Source organism: Pantoea sp. BAV 3049, from assembly GCF_009765445.1.
Lineage (GTDB): Bacteria > Pseudomonadota > Gammaproteobacteria > Enterobacterales > Enterobacteriaceae > Erwinia.
Genome location: NZ_WHOY01000031.1, coordinates 3,691,606 through 3,713,837, shown reverse-complemented (window position 1 = coordinate 3,713,837; position 22,232 = coordinate 3,691,606). Strand labels below are relative to the sequence as shown.

Genomic DNA, 22,232 nt, shown 5'->3' with positions numbered 1-22,232 from the left:
TTATGTCAACCTGGGTATCAAATGGGTATACCTATTAAATACTATCCAATTTATTGATAGAATATAAATAAGTTACCATTTAAATGATACTGATTGGAATGTGACTATTTTAATGTTACTGCCGGAGGAACTTTGTTTATATTTGGATATCTTCGTGCTTCAACCCAGGAACAGGATGCACTGCGTGCAAAATCGAGGCTCAAGGACTTTGCTCAACAACACAAGCATCGCATTGCTGGCTGGTATGTTGAAAATGCTTCAGGCGCAGCATTGCACCGACCGGAACTGATGAGACTGCTTCAGGATACAGAGCCAGGGGATGCGATACTTATAGAACAAGTAGATCGGCTTTCACGCCTGGATGATAATGGCTGGGAATCTTTAAAAAAGATGATTAATGAGAAATCGCTTTCAATAATAAGCCTTGATTTGCCTACAAGTCACATTGCTCTGTCCACACCATCAGCTTATGACTTTACTCATAGTATGCTCCGGGCAGTGAATAATATGATGCTGGACATGTTAGCTGCCATCGCCCGTAAAGATTATGAAGATCGTCGCAGAAGGCAGATGGAGGGAATTACAACCGCCAGGGAAAAAGGAAAATACAGCGGGAGGCTAGCAGACAAGGAAAAACATGAGTTAATTAGAACGCTCCGCAAGAAAAACGGAAAATCAATAAATGAAACGGCAAGGCTCGCCGGCGTTTCACGCATGACAGTTATTCGAGCATGTAAATATACGGATTGAAATTTAGAAAAGCCACAGCCCTGAATGAGCTGTGGCGCTACGTCCTGAAAATTCAGTGGGTACAACTTATTCTGTTTCCCCGCGAAAATAAACTTGTTTAATATAACGGCCACGACCATCTCCATGCCCCAAATCCATCGATACTAATGCTTCAGCTTCGTCGCGGCTCATTCCATTTTTAATATGATGATTTACTGCATCACGTGAATAAGCGTAACGCAAACTATGCGGGGCATTTTTACCATTCATCCCTGCCTCTCTTACAATATTACGGTAGCGATCAATAGCAGTATGCAAAGAGGGTTTATCAATCAGTTTTCCGTTATGCTCACTGACATAATTAATTGCCTTATCAAGAATTGATAAAACTTTTTCACGATTGAAAACTGTTGTCTCTCTCGGCCGCCCGCCTTTAGTCCCGAAAACAACACGGACACGCTCATTATTGTTAATCAATGACTGTTTCCATGTTTTTAAAGACTTTGCGGACTGCACGGTTTCTTCTGTTCTCAACCCAAGGTATCTTGAAAGTTGTACCGCGAGCGCAACACCTTCATCTTTTTTAAGCGCAAAATTCACAACCGCATTTAGTTTTTCATCTGTAATAGGGAGTTTAGTGCCATCCCGGTTAGCCCCAGAAATTCCCAGGGCCTGATTACTCAGGCTGGTATGATTGGGATCGGCCAATTTATTTCTTCCTGCTGATAATAAAACAGAGCGGATAGCAGACATCTCATTCTGTAACGTCCTGAGAGACAAACTGTCTGCCTTCCTGCTCTCAATATACTTTTCAATATGGGAAGTTTTGATATGTTTTACGTCCCTAATCTGAATATTCAGTTCAGACAGACGTTCAGAAAAACGTTCTGCAATTCTTGAGCGGTCAGCCACAGTTTTATAACTTCCCCGTCCCTGACGAGCAAGTGTGACAAGTTGTTTGCACAGCTGTTTACTGAATCTGGACATTCCTATATCTCCACAGGGATACACGTCCCTCTGCTTGTAAATAAGCAGACGGATCTGTACCCCAGTAATTCATTCCCCGACGACACGGTTGCTTTTGCGCTTCCTGCGTCTCGACTGGTATCTGTGCATCGGGGCGGCGAATTGTTGAGTTCTTGCGAGGCACCCCAGATCTCTGATCTGTTTGCTGCTTATGCAGAGCTGACTTACGTCAAGCTGCCTCCAACACTACTGTTCGTAGTGTCGCCATCGATACCGGGTCGATTTCCTCCTTACTGATAGTTGAACGTTCAAAACGGGTTTCCCGTCGTAATTACGTTGAAGTGAATGAGTGTTTAAAACCGTACTGACACGGACTACATGTTGGTCAGATGGTAGTAAAACGTTGAAAGCCACGTCGTGCGTGGTTTGAGACGTTATGCGCTACGCGCGTCACTTGGTAGTGTCTTCGCCACTTCACAAGTGACGCGCGCTCCTCTGCTCCTAATGAGACTCACGTAAGCGGCCAAATATACCCAATGGCCTTATACGTGCGTTCAAAAGTCGCATCGTCAGCAACTCGTCAAAAAGATAAAAGAATCAAATTGTTGAAGCGTAAAACCTCGCCCTGCGAGCTTTATAGCTGAAAGACGTAATACATACGTTATTGGTGAAAGGAACCGTACCAGAACTGGCGCGGTTGAGTCGTTAATAAACCTTCATCACTGTCGTGATCTCCGTTCTCAAAGGTTAAACGGAGGTACCGCCACATGGGCATCCTCTTCAAGGCTACGAGGATATTGTGACCACCCGAAGGCGTTTCTCTCAGGTCACATGAAACATTGGATGGCACTCACCCGAAGGCGCCTCTCACAGAGTGCTGAGACATTGGATGGTCGTCCGGGGACGACAGTACGACTCAATCAGACTATGCGATCGGATAGATCAACGTCAATACCTTCGCCTTTTCCAGTGCCGAAACTACGGTGGACATCCGGCCGAAATGCTGCAACCATGGCGTCAACTTCGTTATACTTTGTGCCCCCATGAAGAATTCACAAACCACAACATCTCCAGAACGCGTCGTCGCTGACCTTGCCCATTTTGCCTGGTGCGCACTGATAGCACTGCATATCATGCAGCAGGACGGCCAGGCCTCTTCCCCGCTGGCCACACATGCCTTTTTACTGCGCTGGCTTGCCGGTGCACAGAAACAAAAACGCTTTCCCCGCACCGTCGCGCAGGACATTGAGAGCCTGCTCACACTGGGCCGTCAAAAAGGGCCGGCGGCACAGTTGCGAAAACGCCTGAATTATCTCTGGAGCTCCTGTGCCGGACCGCTGTTACACCAGTCCGACCTGTTTCGGCTCACACATGCAGTAGAACATATTCGCTCGCAGGGCTGGGTAAACGCCGTTGTTGATGACGCTGACTGAAACTGCGAACAGTTGCTGGCGGAATACCGTACCGCTCCTGCCCTGCTGATTAAAAAATCAGATCTGGCCAGTAGCTTCAGTGAAGACGGTACATTACTGGCTCCGGTGCATTTTCTGGTCACAGGTGATACAGAGACGATTGTTGAGATATTGATGGCCCGCGAATTAAGTGCAACAGTCACCGACCCGCAGGCTGAATGGGGAATGGTCACGCTGCAACCCGGCGTGCTCAATAAAGAGGATTGTGGTGCTGCGGAAGCAACCGACAGGGGGAAGAACGCTGTCGGAAAAAATACCGGCACAAACGAGATTAATGGCGGGAAGTCAGGCGAAGTGATAACGATATAATATGACTTTTCCGGGAAACAGATATTGTGGAGGGTGGAGAGAAGAATGGAATGGCAATGTGAATGTGGCGAATGCCAGTTCAGCGCAGAACAACAGGAAAGGCTTAATCAGTTTACCCGGGTGGAACTGCTCAATCTCATTTATGAGCTTGCTTGCAATAACCCCAGAGCAAACAGTATTCTGAAAAATAAATGGCTGACAACACCACCCGACATCTTGTCCAGGGTAAAAGAAGAATACGAAGAGAGAACCCGTGAGCAACTGGATTTTTGGGACGAAGCCAGAATATCTTCATGGCTGAATGATTTATACTATGCTATTCTGGTCCCACTGAAAAATGTCATTCCCGTCTTACCACATCAGTCTGAAGAACTCATTTTATTTTTCATTTCTGACTGGCATCGTCTTTATGAGGAAATTATCCCGGCAGGTGATGATGACTCATGGCATGGCTATTTAGTGGATTTCTGGCTAAAAGCCATCTGTAAAAGCACAAATGGTGATATTAATAACATCACAACTAAAATTGATAACATAAACAAAAACACTCATATGTCCATCACATTAACATCAATAATCGCCTCCATACATAAACTCCCGAAAGGAACGATAAAGGATGGTTTAATCAAGCGATATGATATGTAAACCAGAGAGTTTCAAAAATAAAATCTTCACAAGACCAGAATCACCCTACCAATAAAATGTTCAGGTTTATTCCCTGTAAATTTCATCCCATTCCCCAGTTATTATCCAGACTAAACCAATTTAAATCACGAAGAAGGTCAGTATTCAAGGTAATCATTTACTATCGCCCCTACCCTCTCCGATTCGCCCTTTAGCGCCGCATTCAGCAACTTCCGGTAATCCGTACTGCGAACATTCAGGGAGTGGCCCGGCTTATAGTTAATACAACGCCCACTATCCAGCGCATGGCAGGAACGGCTGCTTCGATAAGCGATCAGGTAATACCAGGCACAATGCCCGATAACCGCAAATAACCGGTACGCCGGATCATCAATTCCCGTCTGCGGTCTTATTTCAAAGGACTGGCATTGATCACCACCGTTGGTGATATGCTCCCATAACGAAACCGTATCAGCCACACCGGTTTTCGACAGGTCATAGACCGTATTTCCTGTAGGATCGTCCGTATTCAGCCCCACCAGTCCGTAGAGTACATCCTGCTCCGCACCGCTAAGGGGTAACAGCGACCTGTATTTATTCTTTTTGATCTGACTTAAGATCGCAGAATAATGATCACCGTCAAAATGATGGGACAGCGCCCGGGCCAGTCGATCAAACTGAGACTCGAGGCAGCGTAATGCAATCAGTATCTCCTTCTGCCAGGGGCCTGAGGCCGGCTCATCGTCATCCCGGACTTCAATGTTATTAGCTGCATACCCGTATTCAAAACCATAAGCCGTTTGCCTGGCGGGGCGCCAGCCGGCAGAGTTCAGTATCACGTCATTAGAGGATGCGACGCTGAGGCTGGCTTCGTTCACCTGAAAATCATCAGGAAGTGGCGGGTTTAGCGGTCGTTCAGGTTGATATCCTGCCGGATACAGCCTCGCGACAACCTCCCGAATGGCCGGTGACAACCTGTCGCTCAGGTAAGTCCGTTTTTCATCCCTGGCATTCAGCCTGTCCAGCGAAAGCGGCCAGGGCTCCCTCACGCCATCCACCGGTTCCGGCACGTCTTCCCCATGAGCAAAAATATGCGGATAACGCTGATGATGCCTCACCGTTGAGGAGAATTTTTTATCCCCCCGGGCTGGATACTGATATGCAATGCCTTCCTTATCAAGCCAGTCGAAGAATACAACATCCAGGCACGCCTCAAGCCGCCGGTCAATAATCAGCACATCCGGTTTCCCGGTTATTTCCTGTACATGTTGGTTTGAGTAACTGCGGGACCAGAAATCACAAAGAAACCTAGTTGCTGAAAACGGCGCTTCAGAAAAGAAGAACTGTCGATAATGAAGCGGTAAATTTTCCACTGAAATTCCGGCGACATACGCCGCCCTGAAGCCATACTCATCTGCGTTTGCGATCATATCGTCAAACCGCACAATGCCGAACTCCGGGTGCCGGAATACGCGTTTACATTTCTGAACGGTAAAATAGTGGACCCGTTGATACAATGGCATTACTGCTCTCCTGCGTTGAATGAATCTGGCATGTCAATGTGAGGGAGGCTGATACGACAGTGTGTTGCTGTCTCTGCTGAGGCCGTAAACAGCCACCCTCATCCTCCCCTTCAGCATCTGTTCTTAACGTTAAAACACAACCCGCACATCACACCAGACGCCAGCGTCGACCACCAAAACGCTTGCTGTACAGTGCGGTTATTCTCTTCTCCTCGCGCCGGGTATCCGCAACCGAATCCTGGTTACCGCGTATCCGCAGTATTTGCCGCAAGACCTTTGACCGATCGTCTTCCCTGCCCTGAACAAAAAACAGCAGTTCAAGGTTTTCCCTTTTTTTGAATTTTTCGCAGGCTTTCTTCGCGTTATCCAGCCTTCCCCTGACGTCATCAATCCCGTCAAGTACAGAAACCCAGCGTTTCAGATGCAAAAATGAAACCCGATCGGGATCGCAGGCGATAACTTCTGTCAGTATGTCCTGTGCCCATTTTATGTCGCGAACCAGGGCCTGTGTATGCCCCTCTTCCGGAATAGCGGCAAGTCGGCCTGGCATATCAGGGAACCATTCTGAGGTTTCCCTCGTCTCTTCCTGCCCGTCAACCATCACCGTTTCAGTGCTGATATGCTCCGTTTCAACCACAACGTTCCAGTTTGCCGTTTTCTGCGCGTTATAAATAAAGCGCAGGATGCCGGGCTGAAAGCTCTTATACCAGTCGCTCATCAGCGCATTGAGTTGCAGGGCTTCCCAGTTCAGCGAGGAGAGCTGTGCCTGCAGGGCGTCTTTTTGCGCCATCAGCGCCTGATACCGCGTTACAATGCGTTCCCTTTCAATCTCGGTATTAATTCGCTTGCGCTCAAGCGCAAATTTCATGTCGGATTTAAAATACTTGCCGGCGCACATATTGCCGATAAGCGCCTCCCGACCATCCTTCATCACGCCGATACAGCCTTTTTTATGCTTCTGATGACAGACGCCCGCAGGCGTTCTGACCTGGCAAATCACTTCCTGTCTGAAGCTGTAGGCGCCCACCAGGCGTTCAAAGTTATCGGGACTGATTTCCGCCTCAGTATCAAAATGGCGCCGCGCACAAACTTCGCTGAATTCAGTAAACCAGATAGATTTTTCAGACACGATGTCACTCCCATGCAACAGACCGCAGTCGACAATTGACCTTCACCCGGAACGCTTTGCCATCATGATGAACACGCGTATTGACGGGATTTTATACGTTCCCGACATTTTTCCTGGACCTCATCGCGACGTGACGTCGCTGTTTTGTGCTGCCCATCAGCCTGGTGTGGGCCTGTTTTACGGCGTGCAGGCTTCGCCCGGGAAGCAACTGCACCAGCTCAGGTAACGTCAGATGCAGGTTCTGTTTCAGTATCGCCCATTCGTCGTCATACCAGGCCTGATTATTGCCGCCCCCCCCCTGGTCAACACCCAGCTCACAGGCCTTTAATTTTACCGCATCTGCCGTTCTGCCAGGCAGACGTTCTGCGGTCTTTCGGCCTTCTGACGGATAATAGTTTTTCAGAATAGCGCACTCTTTCTGACTCCAGCGTGAGGGCCGTTTTATACCCAGTTTATCGGCCATTGCAAGAATGGTTCCCCGCGTCCGGCCCGGCAGCAGCGCCATGACATCCTGCATGGGCATACCGGCGGCGTAATGCACGTAAATCACCGCTTTTTCCTCTTCAGTCCAGAGCTCTGCTTTCCTTCTGGTGACACCTAACTTGCAGGCTATGCATGCCACAGATGAAGCGGGTCGGCCCAGACTGGCGCCAGTGTCTGCCGCTGTCCGGGGCGCGTAGTGCTTTTCCACATAACGCATCTCCTGCAAAGTCCGGCACGACCGGCGATTCCGGCACTCAGCGGGCGTTTTCATCTGTCCCTCTGCCCGGCAGGGCATAACGCGCCAGTAATTGCTTCAGGTGCAACGCAGTCTGCGCACGCAACGCGGCCGGGGCGGGCTGGTCTGCCGGTTGCTGTGCCAGCTGGCGAAGCTGCTCTTCAACCGGTACCGTCTGGTTAAATGCCCGTGTTATCGCAAACACCTGCGATTTCAGTTCGCTGACCGTCATGTATTTTCCCTTCTGACCATCCAGCTGGTTCAGCCTGTCCGTCAGCTGTTGCAGTTTCATCATCCCCTGCTGCCAGCCCCCCAGACTGTCCGGCGGCGTCGCAGAAGCCTCCAGTTGCTGTTGCCACTGTCGCGAGACAGCATCGGCTACCGCAGTGTCAGGCCGCAGCACCTGCACCTGGCGAACCAGCGCCGTGCCGTATGCCAGTGGCCAGTCCGGTGGCATCGCAGCCAGTTGCTCCAGTTGCTGCTGTGTCTGTTTTACCCACTCCGTGTGCTCTTTCAGCCATGGCGGATTCGTTCGCTGCAGCGAACGCAGGGCCTCCTCCGTCAACGGAACCGGCAGGGGAGCCACAGATGCCATCAGCGCGTCCTGCTGCGGGTTACGGGTCAGAGCGGCATGCCCCCACCACAATAACCCGCCCGTCAGCAACGTGGTCAGCATGCCGGCCACAAAGGGTTTCCAGGGCTTTACGCCCCGGGCAGGTGCCACGCTGACCCGGGGCGCTGACGCAGGCTGCACCACATATACCCACGGAGACGACATCTCTCCGGAGTCTTCCCGGGATACTGCCGCCTCTGGTGTCAGAACGACAGGTGATGTCGTAAAGTTTCCTGTATCACCGCTGTTGTTTTCCAGGCGGGCAGCCACGGTGTGAAGCTGCTGACGCAGGTCGTCCAGGCCCGTCTGATGTTTCAGTTCCAGACGCTGCAGGGCTTCAGTGATGACGGTAAGGTGTTTTTCAGCCTGATACAGCGCGCCCAAATCGGTGTAAACCCAGGTCTGCGTACGCCCGAATTGCTGCAGGCGCTGACTCAGCCCTGCCAGTATGTCGATGCGCGCATGGACCGGCTGCGGCCAGAGGTTTCCCCACTGCCGGGCGACCAGCGCCTCCAGAATGGCCAGCCCCTCATTCAGCCCGGGTAATCCCGCCATATGGGTACGTGCAAGTGTGTACCCGGCCGCCGTCTGAAGTTCGACGCCGTTTTGCTCAAACAGTGACAGGCAGCGTTTTTCCACCTGCCGCCAGTCGACATCCGGGCGCGCCGGATGCGTCAGTTTGCTCAGTTCATCGCGCAGCGCGGTGAAATCAGGGAGCGACCGGGGGTCGCCTCCGGTCCGGATATATCGTGGTTCAGTGCTTTGCATTGCGGCGTTATCCCCCGAACATGCAGGTAAATAAAAAAGGCCCGACTCCGGATAACAACCCTGGTGCCGGTTAAGGCAGCAGGGGGGCAATCACCGTAAAGAAGGCCTCCTCATCGAACGTCACCCGTTGCCCGTCAGGTTTCCGGGCGGCTGTGTACGTCCAGTTCCGGTTTTCGGCCGAACGCATAAACAACCGGCACAGAGGCGATACCGGTTCAGCGGCTGCGAGGGTCACGTCCACACCCCCCGTCACGCCCTGCCCGTATAAAAATACCGGCGTGAATTTCACCACCCGGTTTTCATAATGAAGTTCAAAGCAGGGAACCGTGAATGCGCGGTTGCTGATAAGCATTTCCGTCAGGGTGCAGTGACGGGTGATGAGCGTTATCCCGGTTTCCGCGAGCCAGGTTTCGGTGTTTTCCCGGAGTGCGTCCAGACGCTGACAAAACGTGGCCAGGTCAGCCTGGCCTTTACCTGCGTATGTGTCTGTGCGCGGCTGTTTATCCTGAAGCTTTTGCAGAAATCGTGTTTTTGCTGACATAGCGGTTGTTCTGACCTGATGGCAGAGGATTGTTCGCACTACACTCGGGCCTGGCGACCAAGAAAGTTTTGCTGTTTCATATGGCGTATGAGCACTCGGCCTTCGGGCATAAATTCTGTACCATAGCGCACAAGGCCCACGCCTTTCAGTTCAGCGTCAATGGCATAGCGCAACTCGCCCGGTTGCGTCTGTTCAAGCAGGACAACGTTAATACTTTTCAGACGTGGCTCATATTTGAGCAACACGTCGGAAAAGGTTTTGAGCAACTGGTGTGCAGTTCCCGGCATCCCCTGCAGGATTTTTGTCATATCGGGCAGGCCATAGTCCGGCAGATGCGCCAGCGTACCGGCACGACAGTTAAGGATGCGCTGCATATTGTCGAGTACGGACAATATGACCTGGTTCTGCTCACTGAGCTGATGCAGGTCGAGGCCACCGGTGAAGTTGCCAAAGAGCGTTTCATACAGCGACGGACGTGGAATTTCATTCATCTTTCAGCGCCTGCAGGGTCAACTGGTTGTTGCCCGCTTCAATCACCCAGGCCTTGTCCGGGTCAAGGTCATCACGGCTCAGCACCACCCGCCAGGTGTTGTTCTCCTGGTCAGGTGACATAAACATCCCGGCCACCGCCACGTACTGCGCATTTTCCTCCATCGGCATATCCACCATCACCGCCCCGCCCGGCTGCAGGCGGATATCTTTCTCAGCTACCAGGTCTGCTTTAATGGCCTGACTGTCCGCCCTGAACAGTGACGGGTAGTCCGTCGTGTCGAATGTTTTTCGGTCTTTGAGCTGGTAAATACGCACCACCGTCGACAGTGCCACGCCGCCGGCATTGCTGTTCACGGCCTCGCGGGCCCGAATATCCAGATGCAGGGTCTTTATCTGCTTATAAAAAATCGATTTGGTCACGGCAACGGTGCCGTCTGTCACTTTTTGAGTCAGCCCGCAACCCGCCAGTATCAAGGTGATACCAGCTGCCAGCGCAGCCAGAGAAAATTTACCAGCGGTAATCTCCATCTTCATCGGTCTCCCTGCGGTGAATATTTTCCTGTACCCGCTCATAGCGGCCCAGATTAATGGTGATTGTTTTTGGGTGTGATGCGGTCTTGGCCGCATTCAGCGGCCGCATCACGGCGGTACGGCCCAGTTGCACTGCTCCGGCGTCGGGTTTAGTGCTCATTGTCGCGTCCGGCAGCAGGCTACGGTCGACACACAGCTGCAGACGCACATCGAGGCGGGAGCCAAGATAGACATGCAGCAGCGCCATTAAATCCGTGTGAAGCTCCCCACCCGGTAACCAGCCCTGCACTTCTGCCGGGTCAGAGGTGGTCAGGCGCATCAGCACCTGACTGTTTACGTCAGTGGCATAGTTGCCCATCACCGGACGGTTTGTCAGGGTGACAGGCTGGCGCACGCTCATGGTCAGGGGCTTCTTCAGGGGCACACGGCGTTTGTCGTGGTGCCAGATTTTCGCCAGCGTGTTGGGTGCCAGCAGGCGCACCAGTGAGGCCATACCTTCTGCGGTACGTCCGGGCAATAACATGACCGGCAGTAGCGCCAGAAAGCGTGAGGCCGGGGCCGCTATGCTGTCCGTGCAGCCGTCAATGCCGAGCCCGGCCAACCCCAGCAGATACTGTGAGGTTTTGTCCTTACCGCCCTCTACGAATGTCGCAGGGTACGAGTATTTACGCCAGATGCGGTAGTACTGGGCAATCAGCCGGTGGTTAAAGATATCGAGGAAATCGGCGGTGGCCTCATACCCTTCCCGTCGCTGGGTAATGTCATCGATATAGTGCGTCGGCAACGGGGACTCCACGCCGTAGAGTCCCATAAAGGTGATGCGCACAGTCGGAGGCAGATGCGAATGCTCAGACTGCTCAATCCCTTTGATTTCAGATGCCGGAAAGCCCATCCCCGGGTGTGGCCGAAAACGTACCGGTTCATGACGTACCTGCCAGGTGCTGCCGGTGACCGGTTTATCCGGCTGGCTCTGCTCCAGTAGCTGACAGAAGCGGTAAAAATTCATGTGCGGCAGCCGGTCACCCAGCTGCGCTATCAGCCGGGCAGGCGCGGACTGTGGTTCTCTTTCCACCGGATGCATTTTCCTTCTGGCTGAACAATAAGTGTCAGTTGGTTAAACTGATTCATGTCGGCATAGAGCGCCAGGAAGCGGTTGAGCATTTCGCCAAACAAATGGATGTCACCCTCCCCCGTAAACCCGTTGCTGTCGAGGGTGACTTCGATATCCAGGCCCCGCAGCAGGTAGCCCTGTTCAAAACGTTGCAGACGATGGTGCTCCACATGCTGAATCGCCTCCAGACGCCGGGTGTTCAGTTCATCTGCCTGCCAGTTATAGAGTGCCAGTGTACCGCGCAGCACTTCGGCAGTACTCATCATGTTCAGGAAACCGGATCCAAGGTGACTCAAAACCCGCCAGTGGAAACGGTCTTCGGAAGGCGGATAGACTGGCAGCGTTGGTTTGCAGAGATTGCGTACTGAAAGCGGTGTACTGACCACCTGTTCACAGCGGTCAAGCAGCGTGCTCTGTAATGCCCGGCGCGGCAACTGACCGTTGGTGCCGGTGATTTGCAGCGACACGGCTTCACGGTCGACCAGACGGTCAGCTTCCCACTGATGACCACCAAGTATGAGCCAGGTGTCATACAGCCCGGTCACACTGCGCTTCACACGGGTGTGATAGTAACGGGGTGGCGCATGACGGCGCATCATCCCGCCCTTGTGCCGGAAGCTGCTGAACGGCACATACTCCGCGTCACTGGTCCGGTTTGAGCCGGTGACCGAATCCACCGAATAAATCTCGGTATGTCCGTCCTGCAGCCGTTTAGGGCGCAGCAGGTACTCACTTTCAAGTCCGGTGATGGTGAGCGGGTCGGCTTCCAGGGTGAACAGGTTAATCACCGGTACGCAATGCAGCCGAACCGCATCATCGGTAACCGGCAGGTCAGACGGCCATGGCGTACTGAACACCACTTCAATATCGAAGTACTCCGCACCGGCAGGTGGCGTAATGCCCTCCAGACCATTGAGGTGGACAAACATAAACTTGTCGCGGAAGGTGAAGTACTCCAGCAGCAACTGGTAGCCACTGAACGCAGTATCGCCTTTCGACCACAGGCTGTCTTCGTCACGAAAGCCGCCCGGCGAGAAGTACCCGTCAAGCCGGATACGTTCGGTCTGGCCGGGCAGGCGCATGTACAGCGCCGCCTGCCGTTTGGTCAGCATCAGGTGCAACTGGCTGCTGACCAGTGCATCGGCTCCGAGATACAGGCTCAGACGGCTGAGGTCCGCACCGGACCAGTCTGCCTGGCTGCTGCAGGCAAAGCGCATCCGCAACAGCGAACGGCCGTCAGGCTCAGTGGTCATGGTAATGCCCGAAACGCTCAGGGGGTTGAGCATCACATCCCGGGTGGTGCGGTAGCGACAGACGGTATTCTTCGGCCCTACCGGACGGGAATATATCTCAAGGCCTGCGGGCACCACTTCTGCCATTTTCATGGCATGCAGGGCCGGGGTCAGTGCCACCACTGAGAGGGACGGAATGGTGCGCAGGTAGTGTGGCCAGAGCATGCTGACCAGCCCCTCCGTCAGTTCCGGCAGGTCGTCGTCAATCTTCTCCCGCAGCCGCCCCATTGAGAAGGCAAATCCTTCAAGCAGGCGTTCAACATACGGATCGGGTGTGCCAGCCTTATCCAGGTCGAGCATTGCCGCGCGATCGGGATGGGTTTGCGCGAACTCTTTCGCGGCTTCACGCAGGTAGCGCATTTCCGCATCGAAATAGCGCAGGGTTAAATCTTCCATTTTGTTCATTTTCCTGTGGAACTAACCGCAAAGCACGGCGGCACGAGCAGGGTCAACGGTTATCAGCCCGGCAAGTAACTGGTTCATTAACGGCGTAAGACGTATTTTGTCAGCTTCACTGCGAGCGGCTTTCAGTCGGAGGAGTTTCAGATGGCGGGCCTGTACCTCGAACAACAGCTCCGGCTCCCAGTCACTGAGGGTCACTTCTCCGGCACGCTCACCCAGTTCTGCAAACAAATGCATCGCCAGCTCATTCTTTCCGTACTGCTCCGCGATACGTCCCATCAGCAGACGCAACAGCCACTTCTGACGGTCGGTGGTCATACCCGGCCGGGTCTGCAACCAGACCAGCGCGGCATCCGGGCCTTCGCTGTCCGCCAGCGCCACCGCTTCCGGCTCCAGTGCCAGGATGTCATCGTTACCGGCGCTGACCGGGGCTGATGGCGTGTCATTGCCCCACCCGCCTGTGGTATCGAGCACGCTCTGCTTTATCCAGTTCAGCGTCACTTCATCCGCAAACGGCGTTCCGTCACTGAACGCCAGCGTTTCCAGCCCGGACAGGCGGGTCAGCAGTCCTTTCAGGTCGGCAGCAATGATGCCAGCCAGAGTGTCCTGGCCTGATTTCGTCAGCGCCTGGTGGATATACCACTGCAAATCCAGCCACAGATGATTAGCCCCGCGGGAAAAGGTGCTGTCCGCCGTTTCCAGCATCTCAGCCCAGTTCTGCTGCAGGTAAAGGCGTTTGAGCAACGCACGCTGGTCTGCTCTTGGCGGTTCGATGCGGGTACGCCCCTGTGCGTCCGGGGCCGGAATGGCCCGCAGGGTGTCATGACGCAGGCTTTTCATCAGATGGTGGGCTGACAGCCAGCCATCGGGCTGCTCACGCAGGTATTCGGTGAGGGCGCGGGCCTGTGACAGCAAATCCTGACCGGAAGTGATACGCCCGATTGAGGGAGCATCACTGTGGCCAGTCGTGGAAAGTGTTTCGCTGGTGCTGGCATTCTGCGGCACGACCGCATCCACGCCACCCGCTTTCTGCAGACGGCTTTCCAGGGCACCGTACAGCGCGTTCAGTTCAGGGCGTATTTCATCCGGCTCATTTTCGGTAAGCTGCGCAATCAGCAACAGCGCGCCAGTGGTACGCATCGCATCGATCCTGACCACTTCCGGATACAGGGAGAGTGAATCGGTCATGCGCGAACCGGCCAGCCATTCCAGCGCCGCCTTACGACTGCGGTCACGCTGCGGGTGCAGCTGCAAACCAAAGCGTTCCAGCAGGCCGGCCAGCAGTTCGAGTCCTTCGGCCAGCCCCTGCTCACCCTCACGATGCAGCTTTGCCCAGCAGTAGTACGTCGCGACACGAATGTCTTTGGCGGTGGTGGTCAGCAACTTATCCCCCAGGCGGCAGATAAGCTCGGTATCCGAGCCGGAGAGTTTGTTGACTTCTTCGCGCATCTGCTGGAAGTCATCGTCATAGGTCGGGTCTTCTCCCGCGGGCGAGGGGCCGGAGAGTGGCTGCAGCCAGTTATCCCACTGCGCCACACGCTCACGGGTTGTTACAAGTAATGGTTCCTGTTCTGTCTGGCAGGCACTGAGTAAGGCATTGAGCGTGCTCATCAGTAGACCTCCTCTGCATCACTGTTCGCACTGGCGACCTGGTCTGACGGTGCGATACCGGTGGTGCTGAAGATGGTTTCCGGCAGACGGAAATTACGCAGTTTCAGCAGCGCCAGCGGACCCTCGCCAGCTTCGGTACGCAGGGTATAATTAAGTGTGCGGCCGTCCTGTGCCTTCCAGCTCAGGCTGTAGCTGCTTCCCACCCCCGGATACGCTTTCACGCTGGCTTTATCGAGCAGGCGGATCCAGCCCCAGCCACCCGGAATATCCGCGTACTGGCGGGTACCCGCCTGGGTGCTAATCCAGCTCAGGTTAGCCCCCGGAGCCTCAGTATCTGCAGGCCATGTGAAGCGCTTCCACACCGGCATCTGATTCACGTAAGTCAGCTTCTGGCTGTCGATAATCATGTCAGTCTGCATTACCCCAGCGGCGGTGCCCGGTCGCAGCTCAAAGTGCATACCGGCATTGCCTTCGGTAAAGGCCACATCCGAGATATGGCTCAGGGTGTTGATGGCACTGAGAAATGCCGGGTTAAACACCAGCCCCTGCGAGTTGATGCTGTCCGGCACCCAGTGGTTGCCTTCCTTGTGCAGGACACCTTTCAGGCGGTTTTGCAGGAACTGGGCGATACGTCCGGAATCCGCATTGAGGTATTTGGCCAGCAGTGGCAGGGACACATCGCTGCTGGAGTTGTTGAACGGATAGCGTCCGCCAAAGGCGGAGTTCCATTCACTCACCACTGCCTGCTGCCACTGGGCGTTGAGGCTGTCGGCGGCTGGGGTCAGAACCTGCTGCCAGGCCTGCTCCATCGGGTTCACAAACACCGTGCGGCCAAAACCGCTCCACTCCTGACCTAGCCCGGCGGCAATCAGGCTGCCGTAGTCGCGGGTTTCGGTCAGGTCCACGGCTTTTCCCTGGAAGACCGTCTGGGCAATGGTCTGGGTCATCGCCTGCGGGTCGGCGGCGTTGGTCACCTGCTGCAGGCGCAGACGTACCTGCGTCACGCGGGTCAGATATGACTGCAGACTCAGTTCCTGCGCCCCGGTGCGGCTCTTGTCCATCAGCGCCAGCACCGGACCAAAGGTCGCATCCAGCGGCCCGTGAACACCGGCACTCTGGTCAATGGCATCCCTGTTGTCACCACCCAGCAGGTTTTTCGCGGATTTCACCAGGGAGTCAGAAATCGCCTCGCCGGTCTGCCCGGTGCGCCCCTGCACGTTCAGGGTGTTCATCAGCGCCACCAGCGGCGACTGCCGCACGTCGGCCATCAGGGTCAGCTGGTCAATGGAATCCGACAGCGTCGCGGCACGATCCCAGCGCAGGCTGTTGAGAAACGCCAGCCATGCCCCGCCGAAGTCTGCAAAGTAACGCTCCGTCAGGCGCTTTTTCAGGGCTTCCGGCGAGGCCTCGTCCTGTTTATTTACCTGACGCTTGCTGTCCGTGAGCACCCAGTCGAGTTCGTCCCGGCGTGCTTTTACCACTTTTTCGATTGCAGGCTGTACGGCCTGCTCCCAGGCCTGGCGGGTAAACATCCCCGGTACGATTTCGGTGGTACTGAACAGGCGGGAAGCGTCGGTATCACCGGTCATATCTTCAAGTCGCATATCAACGTACAGGTGTGACACCTGTGAGAGCATCTTCTGGTACAGCGTTGATTCGCTGTTACGCACGCCCATCAGGCGGACCAGCAGGGAGCGCGCCTGGCTGACCATGCCCTCATCGGCACGGAGTTTCCACTCCGGGTGCGCAATCAGCTGCGCTCCCCAGAACGACAACAGAGAGGGAGCCATTCCCTGCCAGACGCCGTCTTTCACACCGTTACGCTTCGGCCAGTCGTTCAGCAAAGCAGAGCTGAACCATACCGCATCCATATGCTCCGGACGTGCCAGCATCAAATAGAGCTTGAGCTGGTCATAGGTGCTTTTTGCCATCTGTTCTCGCAACGGGCTACCCGGCGGCAGCGCATTAAAGGCACTGACCTGCTTCTGCAGATGGTCTGCCGCTGCATCCCTTAACAATGGCTGTGCACTGTCCTGATAACGGGGCCAGAGTGCGGTCAGTAGTGCATCATTCTGACTGAGTCCGGCACGTTCATACCATGGCACACCATGCTCAGAGCGGTACTGAAGACGAGCCAGGGTCTTCTGCAGTTCCGACAGCGCATGCAGACGCTGCTCCAGCGGCTGATTCTCCCGGGCGGCAAGAGATGCCTGAGCATTTGCGCCAGCAATCTGGTTACGGTTGGTGACATACGCGACACTCATCCACACAGCCCAGCTCACCATCGTAAGCGCAGCAGCAGAAGCCAACACCCTGCGCCACGGAATGCCCGGTTTCACGGGACGCAGCGCGGCAGGAAGCATCCCGACAGATTCAGGCAAGACATCCCAGCGCCTGTCCATGCCCCAGTGATGCGTCACGGCACGTTCAGCACCGGCAGAAAGCTGGCTGAACACGACGCCCGCCAGCGGTAGCGGGCGGTACGGATTGAGCATCACCGACAATGGCGCGGTCACGCTCTCCGGTTCCCGGATAAGCTGGTCGGCAAGCGTCAGCAGGAAGTTGTGTTTAACATCATCACAGGTCTGTTGCAGACCCTGCGAGGTCAAATCTGACGTCAGGGCAGAAAGTTGTTCTGCCAGTCCTTCGGTACGACAACCGGCAGGCAGCAGACAGCCTGTCGCCTGCACGGTGCGGCCTTCCGGCTGACCGGCGCGCGGGTGCAGGGACCAGACATACAGCGGGATTGTCCAGCCAAGCGTTTCCATACGGGCGCTGATGGCATGAGACAGGGAGTCCATGGTGCTTTCAGACGGCACCGGCAGCGGCTGCTCCAGTCCCGGCGCTGAAAGCTGGTCGAACGCCGAGGTCACCCATACAAGGCCATCCACCGGGCAACGGCGCAGTTTGCGCAGCGCGGTCAGCCAGGCACTGTCGGCTGGGGTATTGAGGTCACCGCCCCATAGCAACAGCGTGCCGCGGTCTTCCTGCCAGAGCTGGCCCGTCAGGCCTGGGGTCAGTTGCTCCACTTCAGCGGCGGTGCCGGTTATCAGCAGAATGCGTGTTTTACGCCCCCAGCGACGACCATAGAGGTTGCGCATGGCGAGGCGGATAGTGTCGACGGTGACATTGTGTGGCGGAGTCTGCTTAACGCGACCTTCATCAGCAGGCAGGACACTTTTACGCTTCGCCTGAAAACGCGACCACTGTTGTTTAATCGCGAGGCTAATTGTTTTGCCATGACGAAGCATCAGTAACAGAAATAACGCACCGGCAAACACCAGGCTTTTCGTGAGCGTAGTGTGCAGCCCAATCTGGTCGCCAAAATGCCAGATTAACCAGGCAGTCCCCCCTGCTATGAGAGCAGAGAACCCCAGCCGACCCCACCCTCCACGCCATGACGAATTACCCGTTATCATTATTTCTGTTCCCTGTTTGCACTGTATTAATAAATTTCTGCTCGCCATCTGTAGAAAGCATCAGACAGTCTGCTTTTTGTATATTCACAATATCGCTGGCTACTGCGGCCATTATCCATGGAGAAAAGGGGCCGCTGAGCCCGGCATATTTTTCCAGCCAGTGGAGTTGTTCAGGTTTCCAGTGACCGCCATAGCTTTGTGCTGCGTCAAGCAGACCGGGAAATGCATTTCCCCATTCCACATTGTCGCCAACAACACTGGCGGTGGCACAGTTCTGAGTTTGAGTCGAGAAAAACGTATCCAGTGACTTTTCTGAAATCGCCATATCAAGAGCCATTGGACGCAAAAGACGGGCGTTAGGCGAAAGATTATATTTTGTGGCAACATCATCGGAGGTCAACAGCAGGACGGCCAGCGCATCACTGTACGCATCCCGCCCCTGTGTCTGGTAAATCAGGATTAAATCTACATCCAGCGTCGGTGATTTAATTCGCTCATCAAGTGAGAGGAAGGTCTTTGACGTAAGAATGGTCAACTGCGGAACACAACGATCCAGAATGGCTGCCTGCCAGGCATGTGCAAATCCATCCTGCAATACCAGAGGGTCATCGTGAGAATCCGTCAGCAGAGTGACGGCGGGTTCTATATCTGAAGGCAACTTTGCCAGAACTGGACCTAATCCTCCGAGCAGAACAGAAAAATGGGTCTCATGATCTTGCAGACAAATTCGTTGGGTCAGAGATGTGCTTTGCTCCAGCGCAGGCGGAGCAGCCAAAAAATTTTGAGATGTCAGATTTGCAGGCAGCATTACACCGCTGTGCAGTACTGTGATATTGCGTCCAGCCCAGTCCATCCACTGTTGTTGCGCATATTCTGCCTCACCGGCTTCAAATTCGTGCCTGTCAAACGCATTGTTGTAAAGCCAGCCACGCAGGCAGAGAAAGAAAAACCAGACAACTGCAGGGCATGCGGTGACAGCCCAAAGATTAAATGTTTGAAGTGGCCCGGCCAGTTGATTGGCATGCAAGACAAACAACAGTACGCACCCAACCAGCGCGAGAACCCCCAGCATCATCCACAGGATGAATGAAGGTTCTTCGGGCTTAGCCGATATCGTTGATTTCTGACGCTCCCAGCCCATTACTTATCCTATTACACAATCCGGTGCACTGGAGATCACCTGACAACCGCACTCACAGTGACAACCATCCACAACTACAGCTTTGCCATCAGAGGTCCATTCAGGCGATCCGTCAATAATGGTATTAATGCCATGCCCATCTTTTGGGCAGCTGACTTTATCACCAACGAGAGCAACCTTTTTGCCATTTACTACCATTGTTGATGAGGCAGAAATAACCTGTCCGCCGTGCGTAGTGTCATCACCAATCAATACAAAGCCTTTAGACATACGAAACTCCATTTTTTTATTTCCACATATGCATTTCTCTATGCAGATAAGAATATTATTTTTCTGTTTTAATTTCCTTTAACTTATCGCACGCATTCGAATCACCTTCGGAGCAGCTTTTTTTGAATAGTGGGATAGCCTGGTTTTGATCTTTAGTTACGCCTTTACCATCAAAGAACATCGTACCCAAATGATACATAGCTGAAGGCTCGCCTTGTTTAACTGCAAGCTCAAGAAAATTTTTGGCTTTATCATAATTCACTGCAACTCCCTTGCCATTAAGGTATGCGTAACCTAAATACATCTGAGCTTTAGCGCTGTTGTTTTTCGCAGCTTTCTCATACCAGTAATTGGCCTTTTCGTAGCTCTGAGTGGTTTCTTTTCCAGAATAATACATATCGCCTAAATCGATCTGAGCATCCGTGTTTCCGAGTTCAGCTGCGACCTGATAGAGTTCAAATGCTTTTTTCATATCCTTCGGAACCCCCATGCCCATACGATACATATTGGCAATTGAGTTCGCATCATCCGCTTTAGTTTTTGCGGACGTAGGATCGATAACAATTGATTGAGAAAAAACAGGGGTAGAAATAGACAGCAAAAATATGTAGAAAGATGATTTCATAAAAACCTTTACCGCAGAAAAATCACAAAATAAAATTGGGAGTTTGCTGGCAAACAATTTATTTATAAAGGATATAGTTCACCATGCCCCATAAGGATATTTTTTCCCATTTATAAATTTATTTATACCCTCGCTATATTCATATCCATTAGGATAAGTTCGTTACTCCCTTGCACATGTCCAGCTCCTCCCCTGAAACTGTCGTTATTCTTGTATCATTTAAAGGAATATCTGAATGGCCATATTGCCTTAACCAGACTCGTACTTTCCCCTCCGGGGCCAAACCTATCAGCATCGTCTGTCGGTAGGCATTTTTTGCAGATTCTAAGACATCAGGATAAGGGGTAGTCATCTTATTCCATGTATCTTGAGTAAAGAATAAAGTGGACTGATAAACCTTTTTATCAATGATTGAGTCCCAGCAAAATATCATTATCTGCGGCAATCTGTCGGCTTTATTAAATTGTGTATTCCCCGCAGAGTTACGTTCACTCCATTTACCTACACTGATCCCTTGTGGCTGATCGATAGTCCGATATGTCGATGCATAACCATCAACATCCAAAAGCTTCAATAGTGTAACCTGTGCCGGTAAAGCTTTGGGGGTAGTAAAGGCAAAGTACCATTTATCCCATGGAGTTTTGAGACTGTTAGGTTGCTCAATGGCACAGGCGTTAACAAAACCCACAAGTAATAAAACCGAAGTTATTCTGGTGATTGATTTCATGATCTTCCTCCCTGCATACTTAGGCTACGCGAATGCAATATATTGAAAAACCAACTATTACTGCGCTTTCACCAGTTTCCATAAGGATACTTTTTACCTTTAATAAAATCAGGAGTATCTCCATAGTAAACATATCCATCAGGATGCCCTGTAACCCCTTTACACATATCGAGATCTTTACCTGTAACAGTCGTTATTTTGGTATCAATTAATGGGATATCCGAATGGCCATATTGCCTTAACCAGACCCGTACTTTTCCTTCCGGCGCTAGTCCTATGAGCATTGTTTGCCGATATGCATTTTTTCCAGGCTCTAAGACATCAGGATAAGGGCTAATCATTTTATCCCATGTATTTTGAGAGAAAAATAAAGTTGATTGGTATGTTTTTTTATCAATAATTGAATCCCAGCAAAACATCATTATTTGCGGCAATCTATCGGCCTTATTAAACTGTGTATTCCCAGCAGAGTTTCGCTCACTCCATCGCCCTACACTGATGCCTCGAGGCTGATCAATAGTCCGATACGTCGATGCATAACCATCGACATCCAAAAGCTTCAGTAGTGTAACCTGTGCCGGTAAAGCTTTGGGGGTAGTAAAGGCAAAAAACCACTTGTCCCAGGGAGTTTTGAGACTGTTAGGTTGTTCACTGGCGCAGGCGCTAGCAGAACCCACTAGTAATAAAAGCGAAATTAGTCTGATGATTGATTTCATGATTTTCCTCCCTGCATATTCCAGGCTACTTAAAACGACCAAAAGTTCAGACGACTAGAGAGTATTGAACACGACACCATCTTTAAAATACGATTATTCACCATGAACCATAAGGGTATTTTTTACCCTTGATGAACTCTTTGGTTGTATTACCATACCCATAGGAAAAATCACTTCCCGTTACCCCCTTACACATATCCAAATCTTTTCCTGAAACAGTCTTTATTTTTGTATCATTTAATGGGATATCCGAATGGCCATATTGTCTCAACCAGACCCGAACTTTTCCTTCCGGAGCTAATCCTATCAACACAGTCTGCCTGTATGCATTTTTCCCAGGTTCTAAGACATCAGGATAAGGGGTAGTCATCTTACTCCATGTATCTTGAGTAAAGAACAAAGTGGACTGATAGACCTTTTTATCAATGATTGAGTCCCAACAAAATATCATTATCTGTGGCAACCTGTCGGCTTTATTAAATTGGGTATTCCCCGCTGAATTC

Annotated in this window: 22 protein-coding genes; 4 read left to right on the top strand and 18 right to left on the bottom strand. The window is 52.6% G+C overall.

The window, feature by feature from the left end; translation table 11 throughout:
* Positions 1 to 132: 132 nt before the first annotated feature.
* Positions 133 to 750 (top strand): recombinase family protein, encoded by a 618-nt coding sequence (locus GSQ70_RS18420; RefSeq protein ID WP_158785370.1) that lies wholly within the window; start codon positions 133 to 135, stop codon positions 748 to 750.
* Positions 751 to 816: 66 nt separating this feature from the next.
* On the opposite strand, the gene GSQ70_RS18415 is transcribed toward GSQ70_RS18420, so the two are convergent.
* A complete protein-coding gene (locus GSQ70_RS18415) occupies positions 817 to 1,716 on the bottom strand; it encodes an integrase domain-containing protein (RefSeq protein ID WP_158783885.1) in 900 nt (299 codons plus the stop codon).
* 1,022 nt (positions 1,717 to 2,738) lie between these two features.
* On the opposite strand from GSQ70_RS18415, the gene GSQ70_RS26095 reads away from it, so the two are divergent.
* The 3 genes from GSQ70_RS26095 to GSQ70_RS18405 are packed head-to-tail and all read left to right on the top strand — an operon-like array spanning position 2,739 to position 4,121.
* A complete protein-coding gene (locus GSQ70_RS26095; RefSeq protein WP_233268360.1) occupies positions 2,739 to 3,128 on the top strand; it encodes a DUF2913 family protein in 390 nt (129 codons plus the stop codon).
* A gap of 12 nt (positions 3,129 to 3,140) precedes the next feature.
* Positions 3,141 to 3,476, top strand: a complete 336-nt coding sequence (locus GSQ70_RS26090) for a hypothetical protein (RefSeq protein ID WP_233268358.1) — start codon at positions 3,141 to 3,143, stop codon at positions 3,474 to 3,476.
* 45 nt (positions 3,477 to 3,521) lie between these two features.
* Positions 3,522 to 4,121: a hypothetical protein gene (locus GSQ70_RS18405; RefSeq protein ID WP_158783884.1), complete on the top strand. Its 600-nt coding sequence runs from the start codon at positions 3,522 to 3,524 to the stop codon at positions 4,119 to 4,121.
* 137 nt (positions 4,122 to 4,258) lie between these two features.
* Here the strand turns inward: GSQ70_RS18405 and GSQ70_RS18400 are convergent, their stop codons facing one another.
* The 17 genes from GSQ70_RS18400 to GSQ70_RS18320 form a co-directional block, all read right to left on the bottom strand.
* Positions 4,259 to 5,623 carry a hypothetical protein gene (locus tag GSQ70_RS18400; RefSeq protein WP_158783883.1) on the bottom strand — a complete coding sequence of 455 codons (1,365 nt, stop codon included), beginning with the start codon at positions 5,621 to 5,623 and terminating at the stop codon, positions 4,259 to 4,261.
* A 148-nt stretch (positions 5,624 to 5,771) separates the two neighbouring features.
* Positions 5,772 to 6,752, bottom strand: coding sequence for a hypothetical protein (locus GSQ70_RS18395; RefSeq protein WP_158783882.1), 981 nt, complete (start codon positions 6,750 to 6,752; stop codon positions 5,772 to 5,774).
* Between the two features lie 91 nt (positions 6,753 to 6,843).
* Positions 6,844 to 7,302, bottom strand: a complete 459-nt coding sequence (locus tag GSQ70_RS18390; protein WP_158783881.1) for a hypothetical protein — start codon at positions 7,300 to 7,302, stop codon at positions 6,844 to 6,846.
* Positions 7,303 to 7,489: 187 nt separating this feature from the next.
* On the bottom strand, positions 7,490 to 8,851 hold the full coding sequence (locus GSQ70_RS18385; protein WP_158783880.1) for a VasL domain-containing protein: 1,362 nt from the start codon (positions 8,849 to 8,851) through the stop codon (positions 7,490 to 7,492).
* A 70-nt stretch (positions 8,852 to 8,921) separates the two neighbouring features.
* A complete protein-coding gene (locus tag GSQ70_RS18380; protein ID WP_158783879.1) occupies positions 8,922 to 9,392 on the bottom strand; it encodes a hypothetical protein in 471 nt (156 codons plus the stop codon).
* Positions 9,393 to 9,430: 38 nt separating this feature from the next.
* Positions 9,431 to 9,883: a type VI secretion system baseplate subunit TssE gene (gene tssE, locus GSQ70_RS18375; protein WP_199257280.1), complete on the bottom strand. Its 453-nt coding sequence runs from the start codon at positions 9,881 to 9,883 to the stop codon at positions 9,431 to 9,433.
* Positions 9,876 to 10,412 (bottom strand): type VI secretion system lipoprotein TssJ, encoded by a 537-nt coding sequence (gene tssJ, locus GSQ70_RS18370; protein WP_158785369.1) that lies wholly within the window; start codon positions 10,410 to 10,412, stop codon positions 9,876 to 9,878. Before tssJ ends, tssE begins: the two co-directional genes overlap by 8 nt.
* The gene (gene tssG, locus GSQ70_RS18365) at positions 10,393 to 11,496 is read right to left on the bottom strand and encodes a type VI secretion system baseplate subunit TssG (protein ID WP_158783878.1); all 1,104 of its coding nucleotides are present in this window, start codon (positions 11,494 to 11,496) and stop codon (positions 10,393 to 10,395) included. The genes tssJ and tssG overlap by 20 nt, the downstream gene beginning before the upstream one ends.
* A complete protein-coding gene (gene tssF / locus GSQ70_RS18360; RefSeq protein ID WP_158783877.1) occupies positions 11,451 to 13,214 on the bottom strand; it encodes a type VI secretion system baseplate subunit TssF in 1,764 nt (587 codons plus the stop codon). Before tssF ends, tssG begins: the two co-directional genes overlap by 46 nt.
* A gap of 21 nt (positions 13,215 to 13,235) precedes the next feature.
* On the bottom strand, positions 13,236 to 14,831 hold the full coding sequence (gene tssA, locus GSQ70_RS18355) for a type VI secretion system protein TssA (protein WP_158783876.1): 1,596 nt from the start codon (positions 14,829 to 14,831) through the stop codon (positions 13,236 to 13,238).
* Complete coding sequence (locus tag GSQ70_RS18350; RefSeq protein WP_158783875.1) at positions 14,831 to 18,250, bottom strand: ImcF-related family protein; 3,420 nt, start codon at positions 18,248 to 18,250, stop codon at positions 14,831 to 14,833. The genes tssA and GSQ70_RS18350 overlap by 1 nt, the downstream gene beginning before the upstream one ends.
* Entirely contained in the window at positions 18,237 to 19,391 is a 1,155-nt protein-coding gene (locus GSQ70_RS18345; RefSeq protein WP_158783874.1) for a hypothetical protein, read from the bottom strand. The genes GSQ70_RS18350 and GSQ70_RS18345 overlap by 14 nt, the downstream gene beginning before the upstream one ends.
* Positions 19,392 to 19,394: 3 nt before the next feature.
* A complete protein-coding gene (locus GSQ70_RS18340) occupies positions 19,395 to 19,661 on the bottom strand; it encodes a PAAR domain-containing protein (RefSeq protein WP_158783873.1) in 267 nt (88 codons plus the stop codon).
* Between the two features lie 55 nt (positions 19,662 to 19,716).
* Positions 19,717 to 20,286 carry a tetratricopeptide repeat protein gene (locus tag GSQ70_RS18335; RefSeq protein ID WP_158783872.1) on the bottom strand — a complete coding sequence of 190 codons (570 nt, stop codon included), beginning with the start codon at positions 20,284 to 20,286 and terminating at the stop codon, positions 19,717 to 19,719.
* A 148-nt stretch (positions 20,287 to 20,434) separates the two neighbouring features.
* Positions 20,435 to 21,013, bottom strand: a complete 579-nt coding sequence (locus tag GSQ70_RS18330) for a DUF2931 family protein (RefSeq protein WP_233268356.1) — start codon at positions 21,011 to 21,013, stop codon at positions 20,435 to 20,437.
* A gap of 68 nt (positions 21,014 to 21,081) precedes the next feature.
* Complete coding sequence (locus GSQ70_RS18325; RefSeq protein WP_158783871.1) at positions 21,082 to 21,729, bottom strand: DUF2931 family protein; 648 nt, start codon at positions 21,727 to 21,729, stop codon at positions 21,082 to 21,084.
* Positions 21,730 to 21,826: 97 nt separating this feature from the next.
* On the bottom strand, positions 21,827 to 22,232 hold a 406-nt coding region (locus GSQ70_RS18320), incomplete at its 5' end, for a DUF2931 family protein (protein WP_158785367.1).

What these genes read in the sequence shown, in the direction of transcription:
- GSQ70_RS18415 (WP_158783885.1), bottom strand. Translation starts at nt 1,716, where the DNA reads ATGTCCAGATTCAGTAAACAGCTGTGCAAACAACTTGTCACACTTGCT.
- GSQ70_RS18340 (WP_158783873.1), bottom strand. Translation starts at nt 19,661, where the DNA reads ATGTCTAAAGGCTTTGTATTGATTGGTGATGACACTACGCACGGCGGA.
- GSQ70_RS18350 (WP_158783875.1), bottom strand. Translation starts at nt 18,250, where the DNA reads ATGATAACGGGTAATTCGTCATGGCGTGGAGGGTGGGGTCGGCTGGGG.
- tssJ (WP_158785369.1), bottom strand. Translation starts at nt 10,412, where the DNA reads ATGGAGATTACCGCTGGTAAATTTTCTCTGGCTGCGCTGGCAGCTGGT.
- GSQ70_RS18385 (WP_158783880.1), bottom strand. Translation starts at nt 8,851, where the DNA reads ATGCAAAGCACTGAACCACGATATATCCGGACCGGAGGCGACCCCCGG.
- GSQ70_RS18380 (WP_158783879.1), bottom strand. Translation starts at nt 9,392, where the DNA reads ATGTCAGCAAAAACACGATTTCTGCAAAAGCTTCAGGATAAACAGCCG.
- GSQ70_RS26095 (WP_233268360.1), top strand. Translation starts at nt 2,739, where the DNA reads ATGAAGAATTCACAAACCACAACATCTCCAGAACGCGTCGTCGCTGAC.
- GSQ70_RS18400 (WP_158783883.1), bottom strand. Translation starts at nt 5,623, where the DNA reads ATGCCATTGTATCAACGGGTCCACTATTTTACCGTTCAGAAATGTAAA.
- tssA (WP_158783876.1), bottom strand. Translation starts at nt 14,831, where the DNA reads ATGAGCACGCTCAATGCCTTACTCAGTGCCTGCCAGACAGAACAGGAA.
- GSQ70_RS18345 (WP_158783874.1), bottom strand. Translation starts at nt 19,391, where the DNA reads ATGGGCTGGGAGCGTCAGAAATCAACGATATCGGCTAAGCCCGAAGAA.
- GSQ70_RS18325 (WP_158783871.1), bottom strand. Translation starts at nt 21,729, where the DNA reads ATGAAATCAATCATCAGACTAATTTCGCTTTTATTACTAGTGGGTTCT.
- GSQ70_RS18405 (WP_158783884.1), top strand. Translation starts at nt 3,522, where the DNA reads ATGGAATGGCAATGTGAATGTGGCGAATGCCAGTTCAGCGCAGAACAA.
- tssG (WP_158783878.1), bottom strand. Translation starts at nt 11,496, where the DNA reads ATGCATCCGGTGGAAAGAGAACCACAGTCCGCGCCTGCCCGGCTGATA.
- tssE (WP_199257280.1), bottom strand. Translation starts at nt 9,883, where the DNA reads ATGAATGAAATTCCACGTCCGTCGCTGTATGAAACGCTCTTTGGCAAC.
- GSQ70_RS18335 (WP_158783872.1), bottom strand. Translation starts at nt 20,286, where the DNA reads ATGAAATCATCTTTCTACATATTTTTGCTGTCTATTTCTACCCCTGTT.
- GSQ70_RS18330 (WP_233268356.1), bottom strand. Translation starts at nt 21,013, where the DNA reads ATGAAATCAATCACCAGAATAACTTCGGTTTTATTACTTGTGGGTTTT.
- tssF (WP_158783877.1), bottom strand. Translation starts at nt 13,214, where the DNA reads ATGGAAGATTTAACCCTGCGCTATTTCGATGCGGAAATGCGCTACCTG.